The 26,368-nt window shown below is 56.5% G+C and carries 24 protein-coding genes; 21 read left to right on the plus strand and 3 right to left on the minus strand.

Going from position 1 to position 26,368, the window contains the following annotated elements; translation table 11 throughout:
- Positions 1–5 precede the first annotated feature (5 nt).
- The 6 genes from rnpA (at position 6) to FMN52_RS09725 (ending at position 5,309) form a co-directional block, all read left to right on the plus strand.
- Positions 6–413: a ribonuclease P protein component gene (gene rnpA / locus FMN52_RS09700; RefSeq protein ID WP_148608447.1), complete on the plus strand. Its 408-nt coding sequence runs from the start codon at positions 6–8 to the stop codon at positions 411–413.
- Entirely contained in the window at positions 413–706 is a 294-nt protein-coding gene (yidD, locus tag FMN52_RS09705) for a membrane protein insertion efficiency factor YidD (RefSeq protein WP_148608448.1), read from the plus strand. Before rnpA ends, yidD begins: the two co-directional genes overlap by 1 nt.
- 4 nt (positions 707–710) lie before the next feature.
- Positions 711–2,426: a membrane protein insertase YidC gene (gene yidC, locus FMN52_RS09710; protein WP_148608449.1), complete on the plus strand. Its 1,716-nt coding sequence runs from the start codon at positions 711–713 to the stop codon at positions 2,424–2,426.
- A gap of 70 nt (positions 2,427–2,496) precedes the next feature.
- On the plus strand, positions 2,497–3,867 hold the full coding sequence (gene mnmE / locus FMN52_RS09715; protein ID WP_148608450.1) for a tRNA uridine-5-carboxymethylaminomethyl(34) synthesis GTPase MnmE: 1,371 nt from the start codon (positions 2,497–2,499) through the stop codon (positions 3,865–3,867).
- A 129-nt stretch (positions 3,868–3,996) separates the two neighbouring features.
- A complete protein-coding gene (locus FMN52_RS09720) occupies positions 3,997–4,608 on the plus strand; it encodes a 2-hydroxychromene-2-carboxylate isomerase (RefSeq protein WP_148608451.1) in 612 nt (203 codons plus the stop codon).
- The gene (locus tag FMN52_RS09725; RefSeq protein WP_148609721.1) at positions 4,608–5,309 is read left to right on the plus strand and encodes a glutathione binding-like protein; all 702 of its coding nucleotides are present in this window, start codon (positions 4,608–4,610) and stop codon (positions 5,307–5,309) included. The genes FMN52_RS09720 and FMN52_RS09725 overlap by 1 nt, the downstream gene beginning before the upstream one ends.
- A 51-nt stretch (positions 5,310–5,360) precedes the next feature.
- Here FMN52_RS09725 and thpD read toward each other — a convergent pair whose 3' ends face one another.
- Positions 5,361–6,293, minus strand: a complete 933-nt coding sequence (gene thpD / locus FMN52_RS09730) for an ectoine hydroxylase (RefSeq protein ID WP_148608452.1) — start codon at positions 6,291–6,293, stop codon at positions 5,361–5,363.
- A 164-nt stretch (positions 6,294–6,457) separates the two neighbouring features.
- Positions 6,458–8,278 carry an acyl-CoA dehydrogenase C-terminal domain-containing protein gene (locus tag FMN52_RS09735; RefSeq protein WP_148608453.1) on the minus strand — a complete coding sequence of 607 codons (1,821 nt, stop codon included), beginning with the start codon at positions 8,276–8,278 and terminating at the stop codon, positions 6,458–6,460.
- Between the two features lie 245 nt (positions 8,279–8,523).
- On the opposite strand from FMN52_RS09735, the gene FMN52_RS09740 reads away from it, so the two are divergent.
- Genes FMN52_RS09740 through FMN52_RS09750 form a run of 3 tightly spaced genes read left to right on the plus strand, consistent with a single transcriptional unit; the run spans position 8,524 to position 13,367 of the window.
- Positions 8,524–9,084, plus strand: coding sequence for a DUF3833 domain-containing protein (locus FMN52_RS09740; protein ID WP_148608454.1), 561 nt, complete (start codon positions 8,524–8,526; stop codon positions 9,082–9,084).
- Between the two features lie 38 nt (positions 9,085–9,122).
- Positions 9,123–10,217, plus strand: coding sequence for an efflux RND transporter periplasmic adaptor subunit (locus FMN52_RS09745; protein WP_148608455.1), 1,095 nt, complete (start codon positions 9,123–9,125; stop codon positions 10,215–10,217).
- 3 nt (positions 10,218–10,220) lie between these two features.
- The gene (locus FMN52_RS09750; protein WP_148608456.1) at positions 10,221–13,367 is read left to right on the plus strand and encodes an efflux RND transporter permease subunit; all 3,147 of its coding nucleotides are present in this window, start codon (positions 10,221–10,223) and stop codon (positions 13,365–13,367) included.
- 12 nt (positions 13,368–13,379) lie between these two features.
- On the opposite strand, the gene FMN52_RS09755 is transcribed toward FMN52_RS09750, so the two are convergent.
- Entirely contained in the window at positions 13,380–14,645 is a 1,266-nt protein-coding gene (locus FMN52_RS09755) for an EAL domain-containing protein (RefSeq protein ID WP_148608457.1), read from the minus strand.
- 231 nt (positions 14,646–14,876) lie between these two features.
- Here FMN52_RS09755 and FMN52_RS09760 point away from each other — a divergent pair, with 231 nt between their 5' ends.
- The 12 genes from FMN52_RS09760 to atpG all read left to right on the plus strand — a co-directional run bounded on the left by FMN52_RS09760 (position 14,877) and on the right by atpG (position 26,336).
- Entirely contained in the window at positions 14,877–16,175 is a 1,299-nt protein-coding gene (locus FMN52_RS09760) for an MFS transporter (RefSeq protein WP_148608458.1), read from the plus strand.
- A gap of 339 nt (positions 16,176–16,514) precedes the next feature.
- Complete coding sequence (gene mnmG, locus FMN52_RS09765) at positions 16,515–18,401, plus strand: tRNA uridine-5-carboxymethylaminomethyl(34) synthesis enzyme MnmG (RefSeq protein WP_148608459.1); 1,887 nt, start codon at positions 16,515–16,517, stop codon at positions 18,399–18,401.
- Between the two features lie 9 nt (positions 18,402–18,410).
- Entirely contained in the window at positions 18,411–19,055 is a 645-nt protein-coding gene (rsmG, locus tag FMN52_RS09770) for a 16S rRNA (guanine(527)-N(7))-methyltransferase RsmG (protein ID WP_148608460.1), read from the plus strand.
- A gap of 50 nt (positions 19,056–19,105) precedes the next feature.
- Positions 19,106–19,900: an AAA family ATPase gene (locus FMN52_RS09775; RefSeq protein WP_008172572.1), complete on the plus strand. Its 795-nt coding sequence runs from the start codon at positions 19,106–19,108 to the stop codon at positions 19,898–19,900.
- Positions 19,901–19,960: 60 nt separating this feature from the next.
- Entirely contained in the window at positions 19,961–20,836 is an 876-nt protein-coding gene (locus FMN52_RS09780) for a ParB/RepB/Spo0J family partition protein (protein WP_148609722.1), read from the plus strand.
- Positions 20,837–21,108: 272 nt separating this feature from the next.
- Positions 21,109–21,507: a F0F1 ATP synthase subunit I gene (locus tag FMN52_RS09785; protein ID WP_148608461.1), complete on the plus strand. Its 399-nt coding sequence runs from the start codon at positions 21,109–21,111 to the stop codon at positions 21,505–21,507.
- A gap of 19 nt (positions 21,508–21,526) precedes the next feature.
- Positions 21,527–22,399: a F0F1 ATP synthase subunit A gene (gene atpB / locus FMN52_RS09790; protein WP_008172580.1), complete on the plus strand. Its 873-nt coding sequence runs from the start codon at positions 21,527–21,529 to the stop codon at positions 22,397–22,399.
- A 75-nt stretch (positions 22,400–22,474) separates the two neighbouring features.
- Complete coding sequence (gene atpE / locus FMN52_RS09795; RefSeq protein ID WP_012138088.1) at positions 22,475–22,732, plus strand: F0F1 ATP synthase subunit C; 258 nt, start codon at positions 22,475–22,477, stop codon at positions 22,730–22,732.
- Between the two features lie 69 nt (positions 22,733–22,801).
- A complete protein-coding gene (locus FMN52_RS09800; RefSeq protein WP_174805021.1) occupies positions 22,802–23,272 on the plus strand; it encodes a F0F1 ATP synthase subunit B in 471 nt (156 codons plus the stop codon).
- A 15-nt stretch (positions 23,273–23,287) separates the two neighbouring features.
- Complete coding sequence (locus tag FMN52_RS09805) at positions 23,288–23,824, plus strand: F0F1 ATP synthase subunit delta (protein WP_148608462.1); 537 nt, start codon at positions 23,288–23,290, stop codon at positions 23,822–23,824.
- A 28-nt stretch (positions 23,825–23,852) separates the two neighbouring features.
- A complete protein-coding gene (gene atpA / locus FMN52_RS09810; RefSeq protein ID WP_104321064.1) occupies positions 23,853–25,397 on the plus strand; it encodes a F0F1 ATP synthase subunit alpha in 1,545 nt (514 codons plus the stop codon).
- Positions 25,398–25,472: 75 nt separating this feature from the next.
- Positions 25,473–26,336, plus strand: coding sequence for a F0F1 ATP synthase subunit gamma (gene atpG, locus FMN52_RS09815; protein ID WP_148608463.1), 864 nt, complete (start codon positions 25,473–25,475; stop codon positions 26,334–26,336).
- Positions 26,337–26,368: the final 32 nt, after the last annotated feature.

The raw sequence follows: 26,368 nt of genomic DNA on the forward strand, positions 1-26,368 counted from the left end.
GCCTCATGAAGGCTTTGAGTTTCCCGAAATCACATCGTCTTTTGCGACCTGCTGATTACGGCAAAGTCTTCAACGACGTGCAGCTGAAAGTTCCGCACCGGAATTTTCTGATCCTGGCAACACCGAATAACCTCGGTCACGCCAGGATCGGTTTGATCTTCTCGAAGAAGAACCTGAAGCTTGCAGTCCAGAGGAACCGGATAAAACGCCAGGTCAGAGAAAGCTTCCGGCACCAGACAGATCTGCCCGGTGTCGACCTCGTAGTTCTGGGACGTCAGGGGCTGGTTTCCCTTGATAACCATACGGTTCGGGCATCCATGGACGACCTCTGGCGACGTCTCAGGAAAAAGTACGCTCAATCTCAGCCATCCCGGGCAGCAACATCCGAAACTGCCGGTCGAGGAACGGGTTAATGCGCAAGCTTCTGCTTCTGCCCATCCGCTTCTACCAGTATGCAATCAGTCCCCTGATGGCCAGTCACTGCCGCCACTATCCCACCTGCTCACAATACGCCGTTGAAGCCATAACCCACCATGGTGCGCTTAAAGGATTATTTCTCGCAATCCGGCGTCTGTTAAGGTGTCATCCCTGGGCGGAAGGCGGTTATGATCCCGTGCCAGGAACAACAGAACCCGGGGTTCAGGAAACCGTAACAGCCTGCGTACACGCTGATCACTCCCATACAACAACCCAGACCAGACAGTAACTCTATGGATATTCAACGCATCGTATTATTTGCCGGCCTGGCTATTGTCAGTTATCTGATGGTGCTTGCCTGGAATGAGGATTACCATCAGCAGCCGGAAACGGCTCAAGTCGCTGAATCACAGCCGTCGCAGAACACCGCCAGCATGGGCAATTCAGACGATATGGTGCTTCCGGAGGACAGTGCTGCTCAGATGAACGGTGATGGCGAGTTCACGACTCCCGAAACAGGCCAGGCTGTCGTAAGCTCGACTGCAAACAACACTTCAGTTAGCGATCAGTTCATTACTGTCCGCACTGACGTCTACGACCTGAAGATAGATCGCGTCAGTGGTAACCTGGTAAGAGCCCAGCTGCTTGATTACGACGACTCCCTGAACAGCGAGGAGCCGTTAACCCTCCTGAACAACACCCAGAACCGCCTGTACGTTCTTGAAAGTGGTCTGATTGGTCGTGACGGTCCCGATAGTCGCAAGAATGGTTCCGCTCCCGTTTACAGTGCTGATGCCTCCAGCTATGAGCTAGCTGAAGGTGACAGCCAGCTTCAGGTCGATCTGACCTACACCACTGACAACGGTGTCCAGATCACCAAGCGCTACCAGTTCGAACGCAATAGTTATGAGATCGACGTTAAGTACCTGGTTGAAAACCAGTCCAGTGACAACTGGCAGGCGAATTTCACGGGCAAAATCGTCCGTGACCAGTCTCCGGATCCGACCTCTCAGACCAGCATGGGAATTCAGGCATTCCTTGGTCTGGTGATCAGCTCCCCGGAGGATCCATACGAAAAATTTGATTTCAGCGACTTGCAGGAAACCCAGATCAACCAGTCCGTTACCAACGGATGGCTGGCCTTCCTCCAGCACTACTTCCTGTCTGCCTGGGTACCGGAACGCGACATCTCTGCCCAATACCAGACCACACAACGTGGCCAGAACTACGTCATGGGGTTTGTCTACCCGGCCACCACAATAGCCCCGGGTGAGGCTGCCGAGATCGGCGCACGGGCTTATGTCGGACCGAAGATCATTGAGCGTCTGGAAGCCGTGGCTCCGAACATGGACCGTACCGTTGATTTCGGCTGGCTGTTCTTTATTTCCTTGCCGCTGTTCATCATTCTGGACTGGTTCCACAGTATCGTTGGCAACTGGGGTGTTTCCATCATCCTGCTGACCGTACTGGTCAAGGGGGTGTTCTTCCATCTGTCCGCCACCAGTTACAAATCCATGGCCAAGATGCGCGCGGTAGCGCCCCAGCTGACCCGGCTGAAAGAGCTCTATGGTGACGACCGCCAGCGAATGTCCCAGGAAATGATGGGCTTGTATAAGCGGGAAAAAATCAATCCGCTCGGTGGCTGCCTACCAATACTCGTGCAGATGCCTGTGTTCATTTCCCTATACTGGGTACTGTTTGAAAGTGTGCAGCTACGCCATGCGCCGTTCATGCTGTGGATTCAGGATCTGTCGGTCATGGACCCGTATTTCATCCTGCCGATTCTGATGGGCGCCAGCATGTTCCTACAGATGAGTCTGAATCCGACTCCACCGGATCCCATGCAGGCCAAGATCATGAAGATGATGCCCTTGATCTTCACAGTGTTCTTCCTGTGGTTCCCGGCAGGTCTGGTACTGTACTGGCTGGTGAACAACATTCTGTCCATTGCCCAGCAGTGGTACATTACCCGCAAGATCGAAGCAGAAATGGCCGGTAAGAAGCACTGACCGGTGCCCGAACCGTCCCGGCAAAGGCTCCTCTGTGGAGCCTTTGTTGTTTTCAGCCTGTGGAAAAAGCATGAGCCAGAGTTCTGAAACCATCGCAGCCATCGCCACCGCACCCGGACAGGCCGGGGTCGGGATCGTTCGCGTGTCCGGTCCCAAGGCCGGGGCCATTGCACACAAGATGCTGGGCTTTGAGCCTAAACCCCGATATGCCCATTACGGCCCGTTCCACGACAGCCGTGGCGAGTTGATTGATGAGGGCATCGGGCTGTTTTTCCCCAACCCGCATTCATTCACCGGTGAAGATGTGTTTGAACTGCAGGGCCACGGTGGCACGGTGATTCTCGATCTTCTGCTGCGGGAGGTGTGCAGCCAGGGGGCAAGACTGGCCCGGCCTGGTGAGTTTTCCGAGCGGGCGTTTCTGAACGACAAACTGGACCTGGCCCAGGCCGAAGCCATAGCCGATCTGATCGAAAGCAGCTCGGAACAGGCAGCCCGCTGTGCTGTTCGTTCCATGCAGGGGGTGTTTTCCCGCCAGATAGAAGATCTGGTGGATGCGGTTACGCACCTTAGGATCTATGTTGAGGCGGCAATCGATTTTCCCGAGGAGGAGATCGATTTTCTGGCCGATGGCAAGGTGGCCAGTGATCTTCAGAACCTGCTGGACCGTCTCGAGAAAATCCTGGCCGAAGCCCAGCAGGGAACCATTCTGCGGGACGGCATGAAAGTAGTGATCGGCGGAAGACCTAACGCCGGTAAATCAAGTCTGCTGAATGCCCTGGCCGGTCGCGAAGCTGCCATTGTTACGGCTATTGAGGGCACGACCCGGGATGTCCTGAGGGAACATATCCACATCGATGGTATGCCATTGCACATTATCGACACAGCCGGTCTTCGGGACAGTCCGGATGAAGTGGAACAGATCGGTATTGCCCGGGCCTGGGAGGAAATCCGTCAGGCCGATCGCATCCTTCTGATGGTGGATGCCACCACGACCGATAAAATCAGTCCCCATGAAATCTGGCCGGATTTCATTGATCAGTTACCAGCCAATGCGCCCGTGACGGTTATTCGCAATAAGGTGGACCTTTCCGGTGAAACGGTTGGCATGACTGCCGAGGACCACCAGAGCGCGCCGGTTATCCGTCTGGCTGCAAAGTCTGCCGAAGGTTTGGAGATTCTCCGGGACCACCTCAAGCAGTGTATGGGGTTTGCCAGCACCACAGAGGGTGGTTTCCTGGCCCGTCGCCGGCACCTGGATGCCCTGGAGCGTGCGCAGGCCCTGCTTATTCAGGGTCAGAGCCAGCTGGAAGGGTTTGGTGCAGGCGAGCTCCTGGCAGAGGACTTGCGGGCCGCCCAGGATGCCCTGGGAGAGATCACCGGACACCTCACCCCGGATGAGCTGTTGGGCAAGATATTCAGCAGCTTCTGCATCGGGAAGTAATCAGCAAGCCTCTCAGTTGCACTGATTCTCGGCAACAACCTGCTGAATTTTTATTGAGCGATCACTCAATAAAGACTAGAGTACTGGACAGGTTCAAGAACAAACGCAATCGTCCAGGAGCTATAAGCGATGAGTCCCAAGATCGATTACTACTTCACCTGCATTTCCCCGTTCACTTACCTTGGCCACCGGGTATTCCTGGAAACAGCCCGAAAGGCCGGCGCTGAAGTCAATTTCAAGCCCGTGAAACTGGCAAAAGTATTTGCCAATTCGGGCGCGAAGCCCGTCCCCGAGCGTCCGGTATGTCGACAGGAGTATCGTCTCCTTGAAATCGAACGTTGGGCAAGAAAACGGGACCTGAAAGTAAACCTGAAGCCAGCGCACTTTCCAACAGACCCCGGGCTTGCAGACCGTTGCGTTATTGCCCTGCAGCAGGCCGGTGAAAACCCTGGTGAGTTTGTTCAGCAAGCATTGGCCGCCTGTTGGGCAGAGGAGAAAAACATTGCCGACGAAGGAGTCATTCGTGGCATTCTGAATAGCCTCGAACTTGATGCCGACGCTTTAATTGAGGCAGCCGGTTCATCCGCTATGGCTGACCAGTACGACGTTAACAGCGAAGAGGCCGTCAGCCAGGGCGTGCTGGGAGCCCCGGCCTACCTGTTGAATGGTGAGCAGTTCTGGGGGCAGGATCGGGTTGAGTTGTTGGCAGAGACGCTGGAATCGGAATCCGGAGCGAAATGATGATTGATCTCTATTACTGGCCGACACCCAATGGCCACAAGATCACCATATTCCTTGAAGAGGCCGGGCTGGACTACCAGATTCATCCTGTAGATATCAGTGCCGGAGACCAGTTCAAGCCGGAATTTCTAGCCTTCTCGCCAAACAACCGTATGCCGGCCATCATCGACCACGACCCCGGAGAAGGCCGTGGACCCATTACGGTGTTCGAGTCTGGTGCCATCCTTATTTATCTCGCGGAAAAGACAGGCCGCTTTATGCCAACCGATCTTCTTGGCAGAAAAACAGTGCTGGAATGGCTGATGTGGCAGATGGGGGGGCTGGGGCCCATGGCGGGCCAGAATCATCATTTCGTCCAGTATGCCCCTGAGCAAATTCCATATGCGATCGATCGGTACGTCAATGAAACCAACCGTCTGTACGGTATACTCGATAACCGCCTGAGCGGTCGGGACTGGGTTGCCGACGATTATTCCATTGCCGACATGGCCATTTACCCCTGGATCGTCCCCCACGAACGGCAACGGCAAACCCTGTCTGACTTTCCCAACCTTGAGCGGTGGTTCCATTCGATGCAGGCGAGGCCTGCCGTTGTGACTGCCTACGAGAAAGGTGCACCCTGGTCTAAACGATCGGCCGTCACCGATGAAGGAAAGAAATTATTGTTTGGCCAAACAGCCGCGGTAAATAAAAAAGCCTAGGCCGAGGGAAGCCTTCGCGCTTCCCTTTCCGGTTTAATTCACAGGGTAGTGTTAGCCGGTTGTACGCCACTCGTTCTGACCAACTGGTTCCAGGGCTTCGGTGTTACTCCGATTGCCGAGGAAATCCGGTCGTGGTTTGTTGCCACAGAATGGTGCCTGGATCTGGTTTTCTACACTGTTGTAGACAAAGAACAGATTGCTACGAGGCCAGGGCGACATATTGGCATTCGAGGCATGCAGAGTGTTGCACTCGAAGATAATCAGCGAGCCGGCGGGACCGGTGGGGGCTTTGATACCGTATTCGTCAGCCATGGCTGCAAGGTCCCGATCGTTGGGAACGCCCAGTTCCTGTTTTTTCAGGGATGACTGGTAGTTGTCTTCCGGCGTGCGGCCGACGCAGGGCACAAAGGTCTTGTGGGAGCCGGGAATCAGCATCAAGGGCCCGTTAAAGGGCGTGTTGTCGGTGAGGGCAATGGAAAAGCTGACTGCCCGCATCCGGGGCATGCCGTCTTCGGCGTGCCAGGTTTCGAAATCGGAGTGCCAGTCAAAGCCCTTGCCATGGAAGCCGGGTTTGAAATTGATCCGGGATTGGTGGATATACGCTTCACTGCCCAGAAGCTGGCGTACCATCGCCAGAATCTTCGGATCCCGGGTCAGCCGGTCGAATCGATCAGACAGTTCGTGAATGCCGAAAATCGAGCGGATTTCCTGTTTTCCGGGTTCGGTAATGGTGCCCTCAGAGCGAAGAATGCTCTCATTGTCTTCGTAGGCCCGCAGATCTTCCCGGAACTGGCGAACAGTGGCCTGGTCGAGAAAACTGTTGAAGACGAGAAAGCCGTCGCGCTCATATTGCATCAGTTCGGTTTCACTCAGTGGTCCATCGGTTCCCGATCCTTTGCTGTGCACGACAGGGTCTTGGCGCTCAAAGCTTTCAGTGGGACGTTCCAGGCGGGTTGGATAAAAGTCGTCAGCACGAGTTTCCATATTCGAACCTCCTTCTTTTATTCTCGATATCAAAGGTTTTCTTTTTAATTCAGTTAGTTAATAACTCCAAAGCGGAAATGCACCTGTTAGATGGGTTCAGGCGGGCGTATTTCAAGGGCAAAAAAGTCCCGGGCCTTGCCCGGGAGTAAGAGAGGCCGGATAGCTTATCCGGTAAAGGCCAGATCCTCGGCATCGAGCTGCATCAGGTTGTTGCTGGGGCTCAACATGGTGGCGGCGTGGCTCTGGGCCCGGGGCAACAAACGTTCGAAATAGAACTCGGTGGTGGCCAGCTTGGCCTGATAGAAGCCAGCCGACTCCTCACCTCCGTTATCGAGTTTATCCACAGCCACGGCGGCCTGGCGCAGCCAGATATAGGCCATGGTGACGTAGCCGCTGTACATCAGGAAATCGTAGGCTGCCGAGCTGACCATATCCCGGTCCTTGCGGGCCGCGAGCATGATCCGGACCGTCAGCAGGTTCCACTGGCCCGTCAGTTTGAGCAGTTCCAGCGCCCAGGGGCGTAGCCGTTTGTCGGTGAGCTGTTTGCGGGCAAAATTGGCAACCTTCAGGGTAAACTCGCGGACCGCGCCGCCCTGGGTCATCAGCAAAACTTTTCGACCCAACAGATCCAGCGCCTGGATTCCCGTGGTGCCCTCGTACAGGGTGGCGATGCGGGTATCCCGGACAATCTGCTCCATGCCGTGCTCCCGGATGTAACCGTGGCCGCCAAAGACCTGAACCCCCAGGTTGGCGGCTTCGCACCCGAGTTCGGTCAGAAAGCCCTTCAGTATCGGTGTCAGGAAGCCGAGTTTGTCATCGTATTTTTCCGCCTTTTGTTCGTCGCCTTCGGTGAAGCCTTCCACCATGTGATCGGCCAATCGTGCGGCGTAATAGAGCATGGCCCGGCCCCCTTCAGCGATTGCTTTCTGGGTCAGCAGCATCCGGCGTACATCGGCATGATGGATCAGGCTGTCGGCCACCTGATCCGGTTCTTTCTTACCCGAGAGCGCTCGCATGGAGCGTCGATCCTTGGCATAGGCCAGAGCCCATTGATAGGAGAGTTCTGCCGGCCCGACACCCTGGATCGCGGTACCGATTCGGGCCGTGTTCATGAAGGTGAACATGCAATTGAGCCCTTCATTTTCGGGTCCGATCAGATAACCGGTAGCCTCGTCGAAGTTCAGCACACAGGTGGCCGAGGCCTTGATGCCCATTTTCTTTTCCAGACTGCCGCAGACCACAGCGTTGCGTTCGCCGACATCGCCTTTGGTGTCCGGCAGGAACTTGGGCACGATAAACAGGCTGATGCCTCGGGTTCCTTTGGGCGCATCCGGCAGACGGGCCAGGACAATATGGACGATGTTCTCGGTCAGGTCGTGGTCGCCGGAGGAGATGAAGATCTTGGTCCCGGTGAGCCGGTAACTGCCGTCGGCCTGTGGCTCGGCTTTGGTCTTCACCTGGCCCAGATCGGTGCCGCACTGGGGTTCAGTCAGGCACATGGTGCCGGCCCAGCGGCCCTCGGTTAGTGGTGCAAGGTAGGTCTGTTTCTGATCCTCGGAACCGTGCAGGAAAATGGTGTTCATGGCACCCAGAGACAGACCCGGGTACATGGAGAAAGGCCAGTTGGCTGTGCCCATCATCTCCTGCTTCAGAAGTCCCATGGACGCAGGCAGGCCCTGGCCGCCATATTCCTCGGGTGCGGAGAGCCCCTGCCAGCCTCCCAGGGCATATTGCTGGTAGGCCTCACGGTAACCGGTGGGTGTGGTGACTTCGCCGTCGTCGAGTTTGCAACCTTCCTCGTCGCCCGAGAGGTAGAGCGGGCTAAGTACTTCTTCACAGAACTTACCGCATTCGCTGAGTATCGCATCCACGATATCCGGTGTGGCATTTTCACCGCTGGCCAGGGTGGCGTAATGGCCCGGATAGTCGAACACGTCGTTCAGCAGAAATTTCATGTCGCGCAAGGGCGCCTTGTAAACCGGCATAGCGGAATCCTCTGTGTCTTTCTCGGAATTGTCACTGGGCAATCACCGCCCATTTTTTATTGTTTTACGCCAATACTCGGGCACTGCCATTGACGAAAAGCGCCCTGCAGACTGTCAGAATGGACAATTGGCCGAGATGACGTAACAGCCCCGGGTGAGTCCCGGCGATGATCGCTTAACACGGTTTTGGCGTATCCCTTTGCGCCGAATTCCCATTACAACCCCGTTCAGAGAGTGTAAAAGTCATGCAAAGCCTGTTAACTGAGATATCGAAACGCCTGTCGACACCTATACTCTGGGTACTGTCTTCGGCACTGCTGCTCAGTGGCTGTGCCAGCCCTTCGCTCGAGGACTACGCAGACCGCACACCGGAACTGGTCCCTGAAGAGTTCTTCACCGGCGAACTTTCCGCCCGGGGGGTGGTCAAGAATTTCTCCGGTGAGGTGATTCGTACCTTTGATGCCGATATCAGCGCGTCGTGGGATGATGAGGGAGTGGGCACCCTGGATGAGGTATTCCGTTTCAATGACGGCGAGGTCCAGACCCGGGTCTGGACCCTGACTCCCGCGGACGACGGCTACCATGCTGACGCCGGTGACGTGGTTGAACCCGGAACCATGCGCTGGAGCGGTAACGCCATTCATATGAATTACGTCCTCCGCGTGGCCTACGGTGACGGTACGCTGGATGTGCGGATGGACGACTGGATGTATCTGATCACGCCCGACACGCTGATTAACCAGACCACCATGAGCAAGTGGGGAATCGACGTGGGCGAAGTGGTTCTGGTCATCCAGAAAAAGTAACAGACGACTAATCAAGACCCGAAACATCTGGAAATCCTATGTGGAAGCAGTGGTTGATTGCATTGGTGCTGGTGGCTGTAGGCATCGGCGGCGCCTTTGTGTATCAGAACCTGGACAACGGCGATGCCGCCCAGAACGGTCGTGAGCGTCCCGCCAGCGCGGTCAACACCATGCTTCCGCAGATGGAGACAGTGCGCGATGTGGTCAATGCCGTTGGCAGCCTCAAGGCCCTGAATGCGGTGGAACTGACGACGGAAGTGAGTGGTCGGGTGGTGGAACTGAATCTGGAAACTGGCCGGCGGGTAGAGCAGGGCGAGGTCCTTTTACGACTGGACGATCGTCAGGCACGGGCGGACCTCCAGGTAATCGAGGCTCAACTGGCGGATGCCCGTCGGAAATACGAAAGGGCACGGCGCTTGCGTTCCAACAACAGTATTTCCCAGTCCCAGGTGGATGAGCTGAGAACGGCTGTCGACGTTGGCGAAGCCCAGCGCCAGTCGGCGCGGGTCCGTCTGGAGAACCACCGGATCGAAGCGCCGTTTTCCGGTGTGGTCGGGCTGAGTGACATCAGCGTCGGAGCCTATGTTACCGCAGGAACCTCGGTGACCACTCTGGACACCACCGACCGTATGGAACTGGGTTTTTCAATTCCGGAACGTTTCCTGGGGCAGGTGAGTCTCGGACAACAGGTCCGCGGCGAATCCCCGGCCTATCCGGATCAGGCCTTTTCCGGTCAACTGGTAGAGTTGGGTTCCCGGGTCAGTGAGCTGAGTCGATCATTGCCGGTACGGGCGCTTATCGACAACCTGGACGGCCTGCTCCGACCCGGGCAGTTCATGTCCGCCACCCTGACGCTGCGGGAACGCGAAGCACTGGTGATTCCGGAGCAGGCAGTCATGATCCGCGGTGATGAACAATATGTGTTTGTGGCCGAAGACGGTGTTGCCCGGCGGGTTTCGGTCAAGCTGGGGTCGCGCACACCCGGGTTTGTTGAGGTTGCGAGTGGTTTGAACCAGGACGATCGGGTAATAGTGACTGGTCAGGACCGGCTCAGCAGCGGGGACCGGATTCGGGTGCTGGAAGATGACAAAACCATTCCCGAAAACCGTTTTATCACGGCCAGGGAGTCGTAATCGGTGGTCCTTTCTGACATTTCCATCAAGCGGCCGGTGTTCGCGACGGTTCTCAGTCTTCTGATCGTGGTATTCGGGTTGGCCGCCCTGATGGGCCTGCCGGTGCGCGAATATCCAGATATTGACCCACCCGTCGTTTCCATTTCCACCGATTATACCGGGGCAGCGGCCGAGGTCGTGGATACCCAGATTACCCAGGTGATCGAGGGTGCCATCAGTGGCATCGAGGGTATTCGCTCCATCGAATCCTCCACAGAACAGGGCGAATCCCGAACCAGCATCGAATTTACCACGGCCCGGGATGTCGACATTGCCGCCAATGACGTGCGCGATTCGGTGTCTCGAATCGCCAACCAGCTGCCGGAAGAAGCAGACCCTCCGGTCGTTCAGAAAGCCGATTCCGACGCCCGGCCGATGATGTGGATAACACTTCGCAGTGATGTCTGGGACAGCGCCGAGCTGAGTGACTTTGCTGACCGGGTTCTGGCGGACCGGCTGTCGGTGCTCGATGGCGTGGCGGACGTGCGCATTGGTGGCGAGCGGCGGTATGCCATCCGGGTCTGGCTGGACCGGGAGCGGCTTGCCGCTCGCGATATCACTGTGGCGGAGGTTGAACGGGCGCTGCGAGCCAACAATATTGAATTACCGGCTGGGTCGGTGGATTCCTCCACCCGAAACTTTACCGTTCGGGCCGAGGGCCGGTTGTCGAACGTGGAACAATTCCGGGAGCTGGTGATTCGTCGCGATGGTAACGATCTGCTGCGTCTCGGCGAGGTTGCCAATGTCCAGATGGGGGTTGAGTCGGATGTCAGCCGTCTGCGTGCGAATGGTCAGACCGCAATCGGCATGGGCATCATCCGTCAGTCCAAGGCCAACACCGTAGCTGTTTCCGATGCCGTACGTGCCGAGCTGGAGAAGATCCGCGAGACCCTGCCACCGGAAGTCACCATCGCGGAAAGCTACGACGAATCCATCTTCATCCGCGCGTCCATCAAGGAAGTAGTAACGACGCTCGCCATCGCAGTGTCCCTGGTTATCCTGGTTATCTTCCTGTTCCTGCGTTCGTGGCGCGCCACTCTGATCCCGGCGGTGACCATTCCGGTCGCAGTGATTGGCGCCTTCATCGGTCTGGGTTTCCTGGGTTTTTCCATCAACGTGCTGACCCTGCTGGCGGTGATTCTGGCCATCGGCCTGGTTGTGGATGACGCGATTGTGATGCTGGAAAACATCCAGCGCCGGATTGATGAGGGTGAGCCGCCATTGCTGGCTGCATACCGGGGCGCAAAACAGGTCGCTTTCGCCGTCATTGCCACCACCCTGACCCTGGTGGCCGTGTTTGTCCCCATCTCCTTTATGGGCGGCAATATCGGTCGGTTGTTTGCCGAGTTCGGTTTCACCCTGGCGGCGGCGGTGGTGTTTTCAAGCCTGGTTGCCCTGACCCTCGCACCCATGCTGTGTTCCAAGTGGCTCAGACACAGTCCGGAATCGGCAGAAGGTCACCGGTTCTGGGCGGCGAGCGAGAACGTCCTGAATGGCCTGACCAATGGTTACCGGAGGCTGTTGCAGTTTTCCCTGAGACAGCCAGGGCTGCTACTTGGCCTGGGGCTGGTGGGTCTGGTCATTGCGGCTGTGGTGTACCCCAAATTGCCCCAGGAACTGGCGCCGACCGAGGACCGGGCGGTGATCATCATGCCCACCAGCGCGCCGCGGGGCTCAACGGTTGAATACACCGATCACTACGTCCGCCAGGTGGAAGAGTCGTTGCTGCCGTATCTTGATGAAGGCATCGCCAATCGTTTGCTCGCCATCGTCGGATTTCGCGACGAAGAGGACAACGCGTTCATGATCATGGGGCTCGTGCCCTGGGAAGAGCGGGACATCAAGCAGCAGGAGGTGACCAGCGAAATTCGCAAGAAGCTGGCCGATGTCTCCGGCATCCGAACGGTGGCTGTGAACCCACCGGGTCTGGGCCAGCGGGGATTCAGCCAGGCGGTCGAATTTGTGGTAGCCGGTCCGGACTATGAATCGGTGCAGGCATGGAGCCAGGAGATCGTGGAGCGGGCCAAGGAAAACCCGAATCTACAAAATCTTGATACCGACTTTGAGCTGACCCGGCCGGAGCTGCGGGTCAACATAGACCGGGAGCGGGCGGCGGACCTGGATATCACCATTGAAGATGTGGGGCTTACCCTGCAGACCATGTTGGCATCCCGGCAGGTGACAACCTACATCGATCGGGGCCGGGAATACGATGTGATTATCCAGGCGGAAGATGCCAATCGGGCAACCCCGGAGGATCTGGGGCAGATTTTTCTGAGGCCCCGGGAGGGCGGTAATCTGATTCCATTGCAGGCGCTGGTCTCAATGCAGGAAATCGGTGCCAACCCGGATCTGCGCCGTATTGACCGACTCCCGGCCGTGGTGATCAGTGCCTCCCTGGCAGATGGTTATGATCTGGGCTCGGCACTGAACTACCTGAACAACCTGGCTGTGGATAACCTGCCGCCGGAGGCCCGGGTCAGTTACAAGGGGCTGAGCCGGGAATTCCAGGAATCCTCGGCTGCCATCTACGTTACCTTTGCGCTGGCCTTTGTCATCGTATTCCTGGTGTTGGCAGCCCAGTTTGAAAGCTGGATCCATCCGCTGATCATCATGCTGTCGGTGCCGCTGGCGGTAACCGGCGCGCTACTAGCGCTCTGGTGGACCGGTATCAGTCTTAACATCTATAGCCAGATTGGCATCATCATGTTGCTGGGGTTGATGGCCAAGAACGGGATACTGATTGTGGAGTTCGCCAATCAGCTTCGGGACAAGGGCTACGAGGTTCGGGAGGCGATTCTCGAGGGCGCCTGCCTGCGTTTCCGTCCGGTACTGATGACCACGATATCGACGATTTTTGGTGCGATTCCTCTGGTGATCGCCACCGGCGCGGGTGCAGAAAGCCGGGCGGCCATTGGCATGGTGATACTGGGCGGGCTGATCTTTGCCACCACGCTGACCCTGTTTATCATTCCCGTGCTTTATAACTTGCTGGCCCGATTTGCCAAGTCCTCCAATGCGGTTGAGAAGGAACTGGAACGCCAGGCTTCGGGCCAGGCTGGTGGAACCGGGCTGGCAGCGGCGCCACAGAAACGCGCGGATGACTTCTGACCGATTGGAAGATTATAGGGTGGCCGGGAATTCAAGCTGGCCACCGAACATTTCATCTGGATGGATGTCGACACAAAAGACCTGTTGGCCCGGCAGCATTGTCGAAAGAGTTACCGTTCGTTTTGCGTCCGGCAGACCGACATAGGGCCGACAACTGCTGATCTGCTGGGGCCGTTCCAGGGCATTGCGAAAGTACTCCCGGTGCGTCCAGCGAGCCCCGGCCGAATGATACAGGGGATTGAACTTTCCGCGATGTTTGTCCGGATTGGCCCGTGCGAGGTTGCCCTGTTGTATGCCCTGTGGGTTGAGCAGGAAACAGCGTTTCACGCCGTCCACTTCCAACAGCTTGTTACAGGCGGTGCTAAACGGTAGCTCCCGGCTCAGGGAATGGCAGGCTTCGAGTATTTCGAATCTCAGAAGGCGAAAATAGCTCTCCTGGTCCCGGATGTCCTGGGCGGAAGACTCACTGGAATCGGCAATGATTCGCTTCAACGTCTGTTCCGTGAGTTCCGGCTCATGCTCTTTCAGGCAGGTTGGCCGGGCAAACAGGAAGCCCTGCAGAAGATCAGCGTCAGTCTGAAGAGCGATGTGGGCCTGGGTGTTGTTCTCTATTCCTTCCAGAAGCACAAGACTGCCGCTCTCGCGAATCATCTTCACCAGACTTTCCAGAAGCATTCGGGCGCGACTGTTGTTCTCGGCGTTCACCAACAGGCTGCGGTCGAGTTTTACGATGAGCGGATTGATGCGCCACAAGCGCTCGAAATTGGAATCGCCCATACCAAAATCGTCAATGGCAATTTGAAAACCATGAGCCTTGGCTTTAAGAATGAATTCCAGAAGTGCAGTCGGATTGTCCGATGCCGTCTCTACCAGTTCCAGCACCACCTTCTCGGGATCAATTCCGCTACTCTGGCATTGTAGAGCGAGTTTCTCGAGGGAGGCTTCCGGGTGGATGCAGGTGCCGGGATTAATATTCAGGAACAGCCAAACAGACTCTGAGCTAGCAGCAAAGTTGTCCAGGTGAAGCTGCAACAGATGTCTGTCCAATATCGGAGTCTGATTATTTTCTTCGGCTTCCTCGAAAAGGGTGAAGGGAGAGATGCTTTCGTTGTTCTTTCTGACCCGTACCAGCGCCTCGTAGCCAACCAGTTTTCGATGGGTCGGGCTCAGGATCGGCTGGTAAACAGAACTGAAATCATAGTCGTCGATGATCTTGGGAGCCCGGGTTATTTCGGCTCCGCGATAGATGCGCCGGGGAAGTCGGACTACGCTGCTCATGGTCAGGAACCTTTATACTGCCAATGGTCTGGCCATCCTGGCCTGATGATAAAAGAGTGTCTGAACAGGGAGATTAAGCGAATTCCGTACCAGACAGTCAAAAATCAAGCATTTAGCTTTGCTTAACCCCGTCAAATAATTGAGCTGTGCCGCCGGTTTCCGCACTCTTGCACCGGATACGGGCAGATTATGAGCGGGAACGTTGGCAATGCACCAAAACAGGATTTCCTGATGCCATCAAAAAGTCAGTTCCGTTTGCTTGGCCAACGCCGGTTCCTGCCGTTCTATCTGACCCAGTTCTCCGGCGCCTTCAACGATAACCTGTTCAAGAACTCCTTGCTGCTGTTGATCACTTACAGCGCCGGCAGTTTGATGGGCCTGTCCGTGAATGTGGTGGTTAACCTGGCGGCCTTCCTGTTCATCCTGCCGTTCTTTTTGTTCTCTGGCATTGCCGGTGAAATGGCGGACCGCTATGAAAAATCCCGGATCATTCGGAACGTGAAACTGGCGGAAATCGTGATTATGTTCGTTGCCGCGCTCGGGCTCTGGTTTGGCTGGTTTGAGTTGTTGCTGGTACTGCTGTTCCTGATGGGTACCCAGTCCACCTTCTTTGGCCCGGTGAAATACGCCATTTTGCCTCAGGTACTGGCAGACGATGAACTGGTGGGGGGCAATGGTCTGGTCGGTATGGGCACTTTTGTCGCAATTCTTTTGGGCACGATTGCCGCGGGCCTTTTGATGGGTTTTGAGACGGCCGCGCGCTTAACGGCGATTGCCGTTTTTGTGTTCGCGGTACTTGGCTATCTGGCGGCACGCCAGGTGCCGGCAACCGAACCCGACGGTTCCGGAGTTACTGTACGTTTCCGGCCGGTGATGGAAACCTGGAGGCTGATGGCCCTAGCCGCTGAGCGTCGCCAGGTGTTGCTGGCCGTGTTGACCATCTCCTGGTTCTGGTTTCTTGGTGCGGCCTACCTGACCCAGTTTCCAAATTTCGCACGTACTAATCTGCTTGGCGATGAGACGGTTGTGACCCTGCTTCTGGCCATGTTTACGATCGGCATTTCCATTGGATCCATGATGTGTGAGCGGCTTACCAAACACCGGATCACCCTGGCCCCTGTGCCCTGGGGAGCCCTGGGTCTGAGTCTGTTCGGTATAGATCTGTATTTTGCTGTGCCAGCCGATCCGGTGGCTTCGACCTGGTGGACCCTGTTGACCGATCCCGTTTACCTGAGGGTGTTGATGGATCTGGTGGGAATCGGGATCTGCGGCGGTCTGTTCATCGTGCCCCTGTACGCCTTTATCCAGCACGAAACACCGCGGCCCAAGCGCGCCCGTATCATTGCTGCGCTGAATGTCATCAATGCGCTGTTCATGGTGGTCAGTGCCCTCGCCGGGATTGTGGTACTCGGTGTGCTGGGCATCAGTATTCCTGGGTTTTTCCTGTTGCTTTCACTTCTGAACGGCCTGGTATTGCTTGTGGTCTGGCGGCTCAGGCGTAAAACGGCCGCAGGTTCTGTGGATAATTAGTTGGACAACCTACGGAAAGGTTCTGGATGAATTTTGTTAAGTTTAATAAAAACAATGAGTTAATTGTTTTTTTAGGGTGATTAATAAGTAGTCTTGCATGTGGATAACTTTCTTGAAAACTTTTCTCAGAAGAGTGACCCAAGCCTATGAAAATCTGTAGATTTCGGTTTTCCACTATCCGTCTGGCTTCTGAAAAAGCGCCTGTCGAGTGTCTGTGACGACCCTGCAGCTTTCAACCGCGGTTGTCTCTGGTTAAAATTTGCACATTCTGACTGCAATTTGTTGGGTGAGGCGTTATACTCGCCGCCCTATTTTATCCCCCGATTTCCGAGGTGAGCTGTGGATTTTCCGACCCGTTTCGATGTCATTGTCATTGGTGGTGGCCATGCCGGTACCGAGGCCGCGCTGGCGGCCGCACGCATGGGTTCCCAGACCCTGCTGCTGACCCACAACATTGAGACCCTGGGCCAGATGTCCTGCAATCCAGCCATCGGTGGTATTGGCAAAAGCCATCTGGTCAAGGAGATTGATGCGCTGGGTGGCGCCATGGCGGAGGCCACCGACAAGGCTGGTATTCAGTTCCGGGTACTGAACAGCCGCAAGGGTCCGGCGGTCCGCGCCACCCGTGCCCAGGCTGATCGTGTTCTTTACAAGGCCGCCATCCGCCATACCCTGGAGAGCCAGCCGAACCTGACCCTGTTCCAGCAGGCGGCCGACGACCTGATTGTGGAAAACGATCAGGTGACCGGTGTTGTTACCCAGACCGGAATCCGGTTCAACGCCAGGACGGTGGTGCTCACCACTGGCACCTTCCTGGGCGGAGTTATCCACATCGGTATGCAACACCATGCCGGCGGCCGTGCCGGTGACGCTCCGGCCAACGCCTTGGCACAGCGTCTTCGGGAGCTGCCGTTCAATGTTGGCCGCCTGAAAACCGGAACGCCGCCGCGAATCGATGCCCGGTCTGTGGATTTCTCGCTGATGCAGGAGCAGTGGGGTGATGACCCCACGCCGGTGATGTCCTTTATTGGCAGCCGTAGTCAGCATCCGGAACAGGTCTGCTGCTACGTGACCCGAACCACTGAACAGACCCACGATATTATTCGCAGCGGTTTCGATCGTTCGCCGATGTTTGCCGGCAGCATCGAAGGGGTGGGGCCACGCTATTGTCCCTCCATTGAGGACAAGGTGAACCGGTTTGCCGACAAGGATTCCCATCAGATCTTTGTGGAGCCGGAAGGCCTGACCACCAACGAGCTTTATCCGAACGGGATTTCCACCAGTCTGCCGTTCGATATACAGCTGGCGGCGGTGCGTTCCATTCCCGGCTTTGAAAATGCCCACATTACCCGGCCGGGTTACGCCATCGAATACGATTACCTGAACCCACAGGACCTGCGCCACACCCTGGAAACCAAGTTCATCCAGGGCCTGTATTTTGCCGGTCAGATCAATGGCACCACCGGTTATGAAGAAGCCGGTGCCCAAGGGCTGTTGGCGGGGATAAACGCTGCCCTGCGGTCCCAGGAAAAAGACGAGTGGTACCCGCGCCGGGATGAGGCCTATTTGGGAGTATTGGTGGATGACCTGATCACTATGGGCACTTCGGAGCCCTACCGCATGTTTACCAGCCGCGCTGAGTACCGCCTGATCCTGCGCGAGGACAATGCCGACCTGCGTCTGACCGAAACCGGTCGCAAGCTTGGCCTGGTGAATGACGAGCGCTGGCAGAAGTTCAACGACAAGCGTGAGGCGATCGCCACCGAGCGCAGCCGCCTCGAGGCCACCCGGATTCATCCGAATACCGAGGCCGGTGAGCGGGCCAACGGCTTTCTAAAGCAGCCTATGACCCGGGATCAGTCCCTGGCCGAGCTGCTGCGTCGCCCCGAGATTGTCTACAGCCATATCGCCGCGATTGGTGCCGAGAAGGCCGATGATCCGGTGGTCGCAGACCAGGTGGAAATCGAGATCAAGTACGAGGGCTATATTTCCCGTCAGACTGATGAGATCGAGCGGCTGCGTAGAAATGAAAACACCGCCCTGCCGGTGGATCTGGACTATGACGTGATTGGTGGCCTGTCCAATGAGATCAGGCAGAAGCTCAAGACCGTGCGGCCGGAAACCGTGGCCCAGGCTTCGCGCGTTCAGGGTGTGACTCCGGCGGCGGTAAGCCAGATCCTGGTGCATCTGAAGAAGCGCGATCTGCTGCGCAAACAGTCGGCCTGATCCTAGCGCATGACCAAGTCACTCTGGCATAGCCAGCTCCGGGACGGACTGGCAGTGATGGGCATGGCCCTGACGGAGGATCAGCAGGAAAAACTGCTGGCTTTCCTGGGCCTGCTCAACAAATGGAACCGGGCCTATAACCTCACTGCTGTGCGTGATGAGCGTGTGATGGTGTCCCGGCAGCTGCTCGACAGCCTGAGCATTCTGCCCTGGGTAACCACGCAGCATCTGCTGGATGTGGGAGCCGGCGGCGGTCTGCCTGGTATTCCCCTGGCCATTGCCCTGCCCGAGACGCGCTTTACCCTGCTCGACAGCAACGGCAAGAAAACCCGCTTCCTCCACCAATGTGTGCTGGAGTTGGGCCTGGATAACGTCGAGGTTATTCACGGTCGGGCGGAAGATTGCAGCCCCGCAGAACCCTTTGCCCAGATCAGCAGTCGCGCCTTTACCGCGTTGGAGAATCTGGTGCACTGGTGCGGCGATCTGTTGGCAAATGACGGTGAGTTCCTTGCCATGAAAGGTCAGTTTCCGGATGATGAAGTGGCTGCCCTCCCGGCTGGCTGGCAGGTAAAATCCAGCCACTCCCTGGACGTACCCGGCGCTGATGGCGAACGCCATCTATTGGTTGTCGCCCGGGCGGGAAATTCCCGGTAGCTCGGCAGTCGAGTTTCTGAACCGCTAACCCATAAACAAGGAGGCAGGACATGGCGCGCGTGATTGCAGTGACCAATCAGAAAGGCGGTGTGGGTAAAACCACCACCTGCGTCAACCTTGCTGCCTCCCTGGCCGCCACCAAGCGCCGGGTGCTGCTGGTGGACATGGATCCTCAGGGCAACGCCACCATGGGCAGCGGTGTGGATAAGAACGCTCTCGAACTGTCCGGTTACGACATGCTGACCAAGCGCGCCAGCGCAGCCGAGGTGATCATCCCCGCCGAGGCCTCCGGTTTCGATATCCTGCCGGCCAACGGCGACCTGACGGCCGCCGAAGTCGAGCTAATGAACGAGATTGGTCGTGAACATCGCCTGCGACTGGCGCTGAACACCGTTCGTGACAACTACGATTACATCCTCATTGATTGCCCGCCCTCCCTCAGCCTGTTGACCGTGAATGCTTTGTCGGCGGCAGACTCGGTGCTGATTCCCATGCAGTGCGAATACTATGCACTGGAAGGACTGGCAGCGCTGATGAACACCGTTGAGCAGATCCAGGAAACGGTTAACCCCAATCTGCAGGTGGAAGGCATTCTGCGTACCATGTACGACCCCCGGAACAGCCTCACCCTGGACGTTTCTGGCCAGCTGAGCGAGTATTTCGGCGACAAGGTGTATCGTGCAGTGATCCCCCGCAACGTCCGCCTGGCCGAGGCGCCAAGCTACGGCGTACCTGCCCTGAAATACGATCGGGCCTCCAAGGGCGCCATCGCCTACCTGGCCCTGGCCGGCGAGATGGTCCGCCGCCATGGCTCAAAAAAGACATCCGCGCCGGTTGCGGTGTAACATACCGCCCTGTCACTCACTTAAGCACAACGATTTTCAACGGGAAGAATGACTGACACCATGGCGGCGAAGAAACGAGGATTGGGTGAACGTGGACTGGGCGCCCTGCTGGCGGGCTCCAAGGTCAATCTTGACCAGGAGCTGAAAGACCACGACGGTGAGCTCCGCGAAGTTCCCATTGATCTGATCCAGCGTGGTCGGTTCCAGCCCCGGCGTGATATGGACCCTGCCGCCCTGCAGGAACTGGCGGATTCCATTCGCCAACAGGGTGTGATGCAGCCGGTAGTGATTCGTCCCATCGCTGAAGGTCGGTACGAGCTGATCGCCGGCGAGCGCCGCTGGCGTGCTACCCAGATGGCCGGCCTCGACAGTATCCCGGCCATCATCCGGGATGTCCCCGATGAAGCCGCCATCGCCATGGCGCTGATCGAGAACATCCAACGCGAGAACCTCAATCCTATTGAAGAAGCCTTCGCCCTCCAGCGCCTGCAGGACGAGTTTGGCCTGACCCAGGCCCAGGTAGCCGAAGCCGTTGGTAAATCCCGCACGACCATTACCAACCTGCTGCGACTGATCGGTTTGTCTGAAGATGTTCGTATCATGCTGGAGCATGGTGATCTGGAAATGGGCCACGGCCGCGCGATGCTGACCCTGGCACCGGAGCTGCAGATGCAGGTGGCCAAACAGGTGGTGGCAAAATCACTCTCGGTTCGTCAGACCGAGGCTCTGGTGCGGCGGGTGCAACAGGAAACCCCGGACAGCAAATCCCGGAAAAAGGGGAGTGTGGACCCCAACATTCGCGCCCTGCAGGATGATCTGGCTGAGCGACTGGGGGCAAGGGTGTCCATTGATCACGGTCAGCGTGGCAAAGGCAAGCTGGTAATCGAATACAGCTCGCTGGACGAACTGGACGGCATTCTTGGCCATATCAAATAAAAACGTCGGGGTTTTATCGGCCTTCCGGCCCCCCTACGAAAGTTCGTACCTGGCCATGTACACAACATGTAGTGGTGAAAAACTGAACGGCCGTCTATTTGTGACTTAAATTGCCAAAACCCAGTTATTCCGCCGCTTTTGACGGATCAGCCGGTGCCCGGTTTTGTTGATTCGTGCACATTGAACACATATAATCTGCGGCGCTCGTATCGGTGTATTTGCTTACTTTTTAGACGACATCGAGCGAAAAGCACCGTACTTCCGGGACGAACATGACGAAGGCAGCATCAGGCGGTATTGGCCGCCCGCCCATCGCAAGATGGTTTGCAATAGAAAGTGTGGTACTTGTCTTCGTTAGCCTGGCGTTTCTCTTGCGAGGCCAGGTTTCCGGCTATTCAGCGCTGCTGGGCGGACTTATCTTTCTGATCCCCCATGGTTATTTTGCGCTCAAGGCATTCCGCTTCTCCGGCGCGCGGTCTGCCAAGAAGATTATGACTTCTTTTTATCAGGGTGAGGCCGGCAAGCTCATCCTGTGCGCCATCCTCTTTACGATGGTGTTCAAATGGATTCAGCCGCTTGATATAGCGGCACTTTTTTTAACATTTGCGATCATGCTGGTCACCAACTGGTTGACACCGCTTCTGGCGGGCAGCAATACGCAGCAAAGCTAACTGGACCTGGGAAACCGTTATGGCAGGAAGTGCATCAGAATATATCCAGCATCACCTCCAGAACCTCACCTACGGTAAACTTCCGGCAGGCTATGAGCGTGCCGACGGAACCGTACTTCAAGATGCAACCTGGACGCTGGCTCACACCGGCAGGGAAGCATCCGACATGGGCTTCTGGGCACTGCACATTGATTCATTGGGCTGGGCGGTCGCGCTCGGTGCCCTGTTCCTGTTTATTTTCCGGTTGGCCGCGAAGCGTGCTACCTCGGACCAGCCTGGTGGGCTCCAGAACTTCGTTGAAGTGATGGTTGAGTTTGTCGATCAGAGCGTCAAGGAAACCTTCCACGGCAAGAACAAGGTGATCGCGCCGCTGTCGCTGACCATTTTCTGCTGGGTGTTCCTGATGAACCTGATGGACCTGGTGCCAGTGGACTTCCTGCCCCAGCTGTTCCATCTGATGGGTCTGGAATACATGAAGGTCGTTCCGACCACGGATGTTAACGTTACTCTGGGCATGTCCCTGTCGGTATTCGCACTGATCATCTACTACAGTCTGAAAGTGAAGGGCGTGGGTGGCTTCGTCGGTGAACTGACCCTGCACCCCTTCTCTTCTGACAATCTGTTCCTGAAGATTTTGCTTGTCCCGATCAACTTCCTGCTGGAAGGTGTGAGCCTGATCGCCAAGCCGATCTCGCTGGCTCTGCGTCTCTTCGGTAACCTGTACGCAGGCGAGCTGATCTTTATCCTGATTGCACTGCTGCCTTTCTGGGCACAGTGGGCACTGTCTGTTCCCTGGGCGATTTTCCACATTCTGGTTATCACCCTGCAGGCATTCATCTTTATGATGTTGACGATCGTGTACCTGAGCATGGCTCACGAAGACAGTCACTGATCGGACACCATTAAGCCGTAGTTCTAAACCCTAAACCCTTAAACTGAAAAACCTAACTGAAAACTGGGAGTTATCATGGAAACTGTAGTTGGAATGACCGCTATTGCCGTTGCACTGCTGATTGGCCTGGGTGCCCTGGGTACTGCGATTGGCTTTGGTATCCTCGGTGGCAAGTTCCTGGAAGGCGCTGCGCGTCAGCCGGAAATGACCCCGATGCTGCAGGTTAAAATGTTCATCGTTGCAGGTCTGCTGGACGCCGTAACCATGATCGGTGTTGGTATCGCTCTGTTCTTCACTTTCGCCAACCCGTTTGTCGGCCAGATCGCCGGTTAATCGAGTCGCCAGAGCCGGGGTTTTGCCCCGGTCAGATGATTCTTAACAAAACAGGCGAGAGGTGAAGACGTGAACATTAATTTGACGATGATTGGTCAAGCCATCGCGTTCTTTATCTTTGTCGTCTTCTGCATGAAATACGTGTGGCCGCCAATCATGGCCGCACTGCAGGAGCGTCAAAAGAAGATCGCTGACGGACTGGCTGCCTCAGACCGCGCTGCGCGCGATCTGGAACTGGCTCAGGAAAAGTCAGCTCAGGAACTGCGTGAAGCCAAGCAGCAAGCTGCTGGCCTGATTGAACAGGCCAACAAGCGCGCGGCCCAGATTGTGGAAGCATCCAAGGATGACGCCCGCAAGGAAGGCCAGAAGCTGATTGAGCAGGCCAAGGCCGAAATTGAACAGGAGCGCAATCAGGCTCGTGACGCTTTGCGTGCAGAAATTGCCACCATTGCCGTTGCCGGTGCTGAGAAGATCCTGGAAACCTCTGTCGATGCCTCCAAGCACAACGAGATGTTGGAAAAACTGGCGGCAGAACTTTAAACGACGAGGTTCATCATGGCAGAACTGAGAACGCTGGCCCGTCCCTACGCAAAGGCAGCATTTAATGCCGCTCAGGAGCATGAACAGCTGGCTGAGTGGTCCCAGGTGCTGACAGTTGCCGGGCAGGTCACCGCGAACAAAGACATTCGACAGCTTCTCGCGAATCCGGGTCTGGAAGAGCAGAAGAAGGCAGAGCTGATTCTGGAGGTCGCTGAAGATGGCGTCACCGATCAGGTCCGCAACTTTTTCGCTGTACTGGCTGAAAACCGCCGGCTGACTCTTCTTCCTGAGATTGCAGCGCTCTTCAACACGTACCGGGCTGATCTGGAGCGCACTGTTGATATCGAAGTCACCGCGGCTTTCGAGCTGACGGACGAACAGCAACAGAAGCTCGCCCAGGCACTTTCGAAGAAACTCGAGCGGCAAGTGTCACTCGCAGCGTCACTGGACAAGTCTCTTATTGGCGGTGTGATTATTCGCACCGGCGATATGGTCATTGACGCATCTGTACGCGGAAAGCTGACCAAGCTGGCCGACGCTCTGGGCTCCTGATTTCAGCACAAGGTTTGAGGATATTGGCATGCAGCAACTGAATCCATCCGAGATCAGTGACATCATCAAGAAGAGAATCGAGAAACTCGACATCTCTTCCGAAGCAAAGAACGAAGGTACGATCCTGTCGGTTTCCGACGGTATCGTTCTGATCCACGGTCTTGCCGACGTTATGTACGGTGAGATGATTGAATTTGCCAACGGCACATTCGGTATTGCGCTGAACCTTGAGCGCGATTCTGTCGGTGCCGTTGTGCTGGGTGACTACGAAGATCTGGCGGAAGGTCAGAAAGTTCGTTGTACCGGTCGGATCCTGGAAGTGCCGGTAGGTCCGGAACTGATGGGCCGTGTTGTTGATGGTCTGGGTAACCCCATCGACGGCAAGGGTGACCTCGGTACCGACCTGACCTCTCCGGTGGAGAAGGTTGCACCGGGCGTTATCGCACGTCAGTCGGTTGATGAGCCGGTTCAGACCGGTCTGAAAGCGATCGACACCATGGTGCCGATCGGTCGCGGCCAGCGTGAGCTGATCATCGGTGACCGTCAGATCGGTAAGACTGCTGTCGCCATCGACGCGATCATCAACCAGAAGAACACCGGCATCAAGTGTATCTACGTTGCCGTTGGCCAGAAGCAGTCTTCCATTGCCGCCGTTGTGCGCAAGCTGGAAGAGCACGGTGCCATGGACCACACCATTGTGGTTGCCGCCGGTGCCGCCGATCCTGCAGCGATGCAGTTCCTGGCGCCGTACTCCGGTACCTCCATGGGTGAATACTTCCGTGACCGTGGCGAAGACGCCCTGATCATCTACGATGATCTGTCCAAGCAGGCTGTGGCTTACCGCCAGATCTCCCTGCTGCTGCGTCGTCCGCCGGGCCGTGAAGCATATCCGGGTGACGTATTCTACCTGCACTCCCGTCTGCTGGAGCGTGCGTCCCGTGTAAACGCCGATTACGTTGAACAGCTGACCAACGGTGAAGTGAAAGGCAAGACCGGTTCCCTGACCGCCCTACCGATCATCGAAACCCAGGCTGGTGACGTTTCCGCGTTCGTACCGACCAACGTAATCTCCATTACCGACGGTCAGATCTTCCTGGAAACCAACCTGTTCAACTCCGGTATTCGTCCGGCGATGAACGCCGGTATCTCCGTATCCCGGGTAGGTGGTTCGGCCCAGACCAAGATCATGAAGAAGCTTGGCGGTAACATTCGTCTGGCTCTGGCCCAGTATCGTGAACTGGCCGCTTTCGCACAGTTTGCTTCCGATCTCGACGAAGCAACCCGTCAGCAGCTTGAGCACGGTCAGCGTGTAACGGAACTCATGAAGCAGAACCAGTACAGCCCGATGTCTGTGGCTGAAATGGGTACGGTTCTGTTCGCAGCCAACGAAGGCTTCCTGGACGACGTTGATGTCGACAAGGTAGTGAAGTTTGAAGCGCAGATGCTCGACTGGATGCGCTCCGAGCAGAAAGACCTCCTCGACAAGATCAACGAGAAAGGCGATTACAACGACGAAATCGCTGCCGGCCTCAAAGCTGCACTTGAGAAATTCAAGACCACTCAGAGCTGGTAAGAAAACGGGCCTGCGGCGACTGTCGCGGGCCGCTTTTCGTAGCAACGAGTGTCTAACTTGAGAAGGCAGTGAGTTATGGCCGTCGGCAAAGAAATACGTAACCAGATTTCAAGCATCAAGAGCACGCAGAAAATCACCAGCGCCATGGAAATGGTGGCTGCGAGTAAGATGCGTAAGGCTCAGGAGCGGATGCAGGCGACACGCCCGTATGCCGAAAAGATGCGTCAGGTGATCGGGCACATTGCCAAGGCGAACGCTCAGTACAAGCACCCGTTTATGGTCGAGCGCGAGGTAAAGCGCGTGGGCTATATCGTGGTGTCAACTGATCGTGGCCTCTGCGGTGGTCTGAACATCAACCTGTTCAAAGCGCTTGTCCGTGAAATGAAAGCGTGGAAAGAAAAAGGAGTGGAAACCGATCTGTGCGCCATCGGGCAGAAAGGGGCTTCCTTTTTCCGGAGCTACGGCGGCAATGTCGTCGCGGCGTTGACCCATCTGGGGGACAGCCCGAGCTCTGAAAAACTCATCGGCAACGTCAAGGTTATGCTGGATGCGTTCTCGGAAGGCAAGATTGATCGCCTTTACGTGGTAAACAACGAGTTCGTCAACACCATGACCCAAAGCCCGAAGGTGGAGCAATTGTTGCCCCTGCCTGAGAGCGAAGACGAGGAAGAGATCAAGAACCAGTGGGATTATCTCTACGAGCCCGATGCCAGGCAGATCCTCGATGGCCTTCTGCCACGTTTTATTGAATCCCAGGTGTACCAGGGTGTGGTAGAAAATCTGGCATGTGAACAGGCAGCCCGGATGATCGCCATGAAGAGCGCAACTGATAACGCCGGTGGCATTATCGACGAACTTCAGTTGGCTTATAACAAGGCGCGTCAGGCAGCCATTACCCAAGAGATATCGGAGATTGTGAGCGGCGCCGCTTCGGTTTGATCCAGCCCACAATCCAACTGGTTTTATTGACT

This window comes from Marinobacter sp. BW6 (genome assembly GCF_008107725.1).
Lineage (GTDB): Bacteria > Pseudomonadota > Gammaproteobacteria > Pseudomonadales > Oleiphilaceae > Marinobacter.

Coding starts and splice junctions, on each gene's coding strand:
- thpD (WP_148608452.1), bottom strand. CDS start 6,293: ATGGAAACTCGTGCTGACGACTTTTATCCAACCCGCCTGGAACGTCCC.
- atpE (WP_012138088.1), top strand. CDS start 22,475: ATGGAAACTGTAGTTGGAATGACCGCTATTGCCGTTGCACTGCTGATT.
- FMN52_RS09775 (WP_008172572.1), top strand. CDS start 19,106: ATGGCGCGCGTGATTGCAGTGACCAATCAGAAAGGCGGTGTGGGTAAA.
- yidC (WP_148608449.1), top strand. CDS start 711: ATGGATATTCAACGCATCGTATTATTTGCCGGCCTGGCTATTGTCAGT.
- FMN52_RS09755 (WP_148608457.1), bottom strand. CDS start 14,645: ATGAGCAGCGTAGTCCGACTTCCCCGGCGCATCTATCGCGGAGCCGAA.
- FMN52_RS09725 (WP_148609721.1), top strand. CDS start 4,608: ATGATTGATCTCTATTACTGGCCGACACCCAATGGCCACAAGATCACC.
- atpG (WP_148608463.1), top strand. CDS start 25,473: ATGGCCGTCGGCAAAGAAATACGTAACCAGATTTCAAGCATCAAGAGC.
- FMN52_RS09735 (WP_148608453.1), bottom strand. CDS start 8,278: ATGCCGGTTTACAAGGCGCCCTTGCGCGACATGAAATTTCTGCTGAAC.
- FMN52_RS09740 (WP_148608454.1), top strand. CDS start 8,524: ATGCAAAGCCTGTTAACTGAGATATCGAAACGCCTGTCGACACCTATA.
- yidD (WP_148608448.1), top strand. CDS start 413: ATGCGCAAGCTTCTGCTTCTGCCCATCCGCTTCTACCAGTATGCAATC.
- FMN52_RS09785 (WP_148608461.1), top strand. CDS start 21,109: ATGACGAAGGCAGCATCAGGCGGTATTGGCCGCCCGCCCATCGCAAGA.
- mnmE (WP_148608450.1), top strand. CDS start 2,497: ATGAGCCAGAGTTCTGAAACCATCGCAGCCATCGCCACCGCACCCGGA.
- FMN52_RS09780 (WP_148609722.1), top strand. CDS start 19,961: ATGGCGGCGAAGAAACGAGGATTGGGTGAACGTGGACTGGGCGCCCTG.
- atpA (WP_104321064.1), top strand. CDS start 23,853: ATGCAGCAACTGAATCCATCCGAGATCAGTGACATCATCAAGAAGAGA.
- FMN52_RS09805 (WP_148608462.1), top strand. CDS start 23,288: ATGGCAGAACTGAGAACGCTGGCCCGTCCCTACGCAAAGGCAGCATTT.
- atpB (WP_008172580.1), top strand. CDS start 21,527: ATGGCAGGAAGTGCATCAGAATATATCCAGCATCACCTCCAGAACCTC.
- FMN52_RS09760 (WP_148608458.1), top strand. CDS start 14,877: ATGCCATCAAAAAGTCAGTTCCGTTTGCTTGGCCAACGCCGGTTCCTG.
- FMN52_RS09745 (WP_148608455.1), top strand. CDS start 9,123: ATGTGGAAGCAGTGGTTGATTGCATTGGTGCTGGTGGCTGTAGGCATC.
- FMN52_RS09720 (WP_148608451.1), top strand. CDS start 3,997: ATGAGTCCCAAGATCGATTACTACTTCACCTGCATTTCCCCGTTCACT.
- rsmG (WP_148608460.1), top strand. CDS start 18,411: ATGACCAAGTCACTCTGGCATAGCCAGCTCCGGGACGGACTGGCAGTG.
- rnpA (WP_148608447.1), top strand. CDS start 6: ATGAAGGCTTTGAGTTTCCCGAAATCACATCGTCTTTTGCGACCTGCT.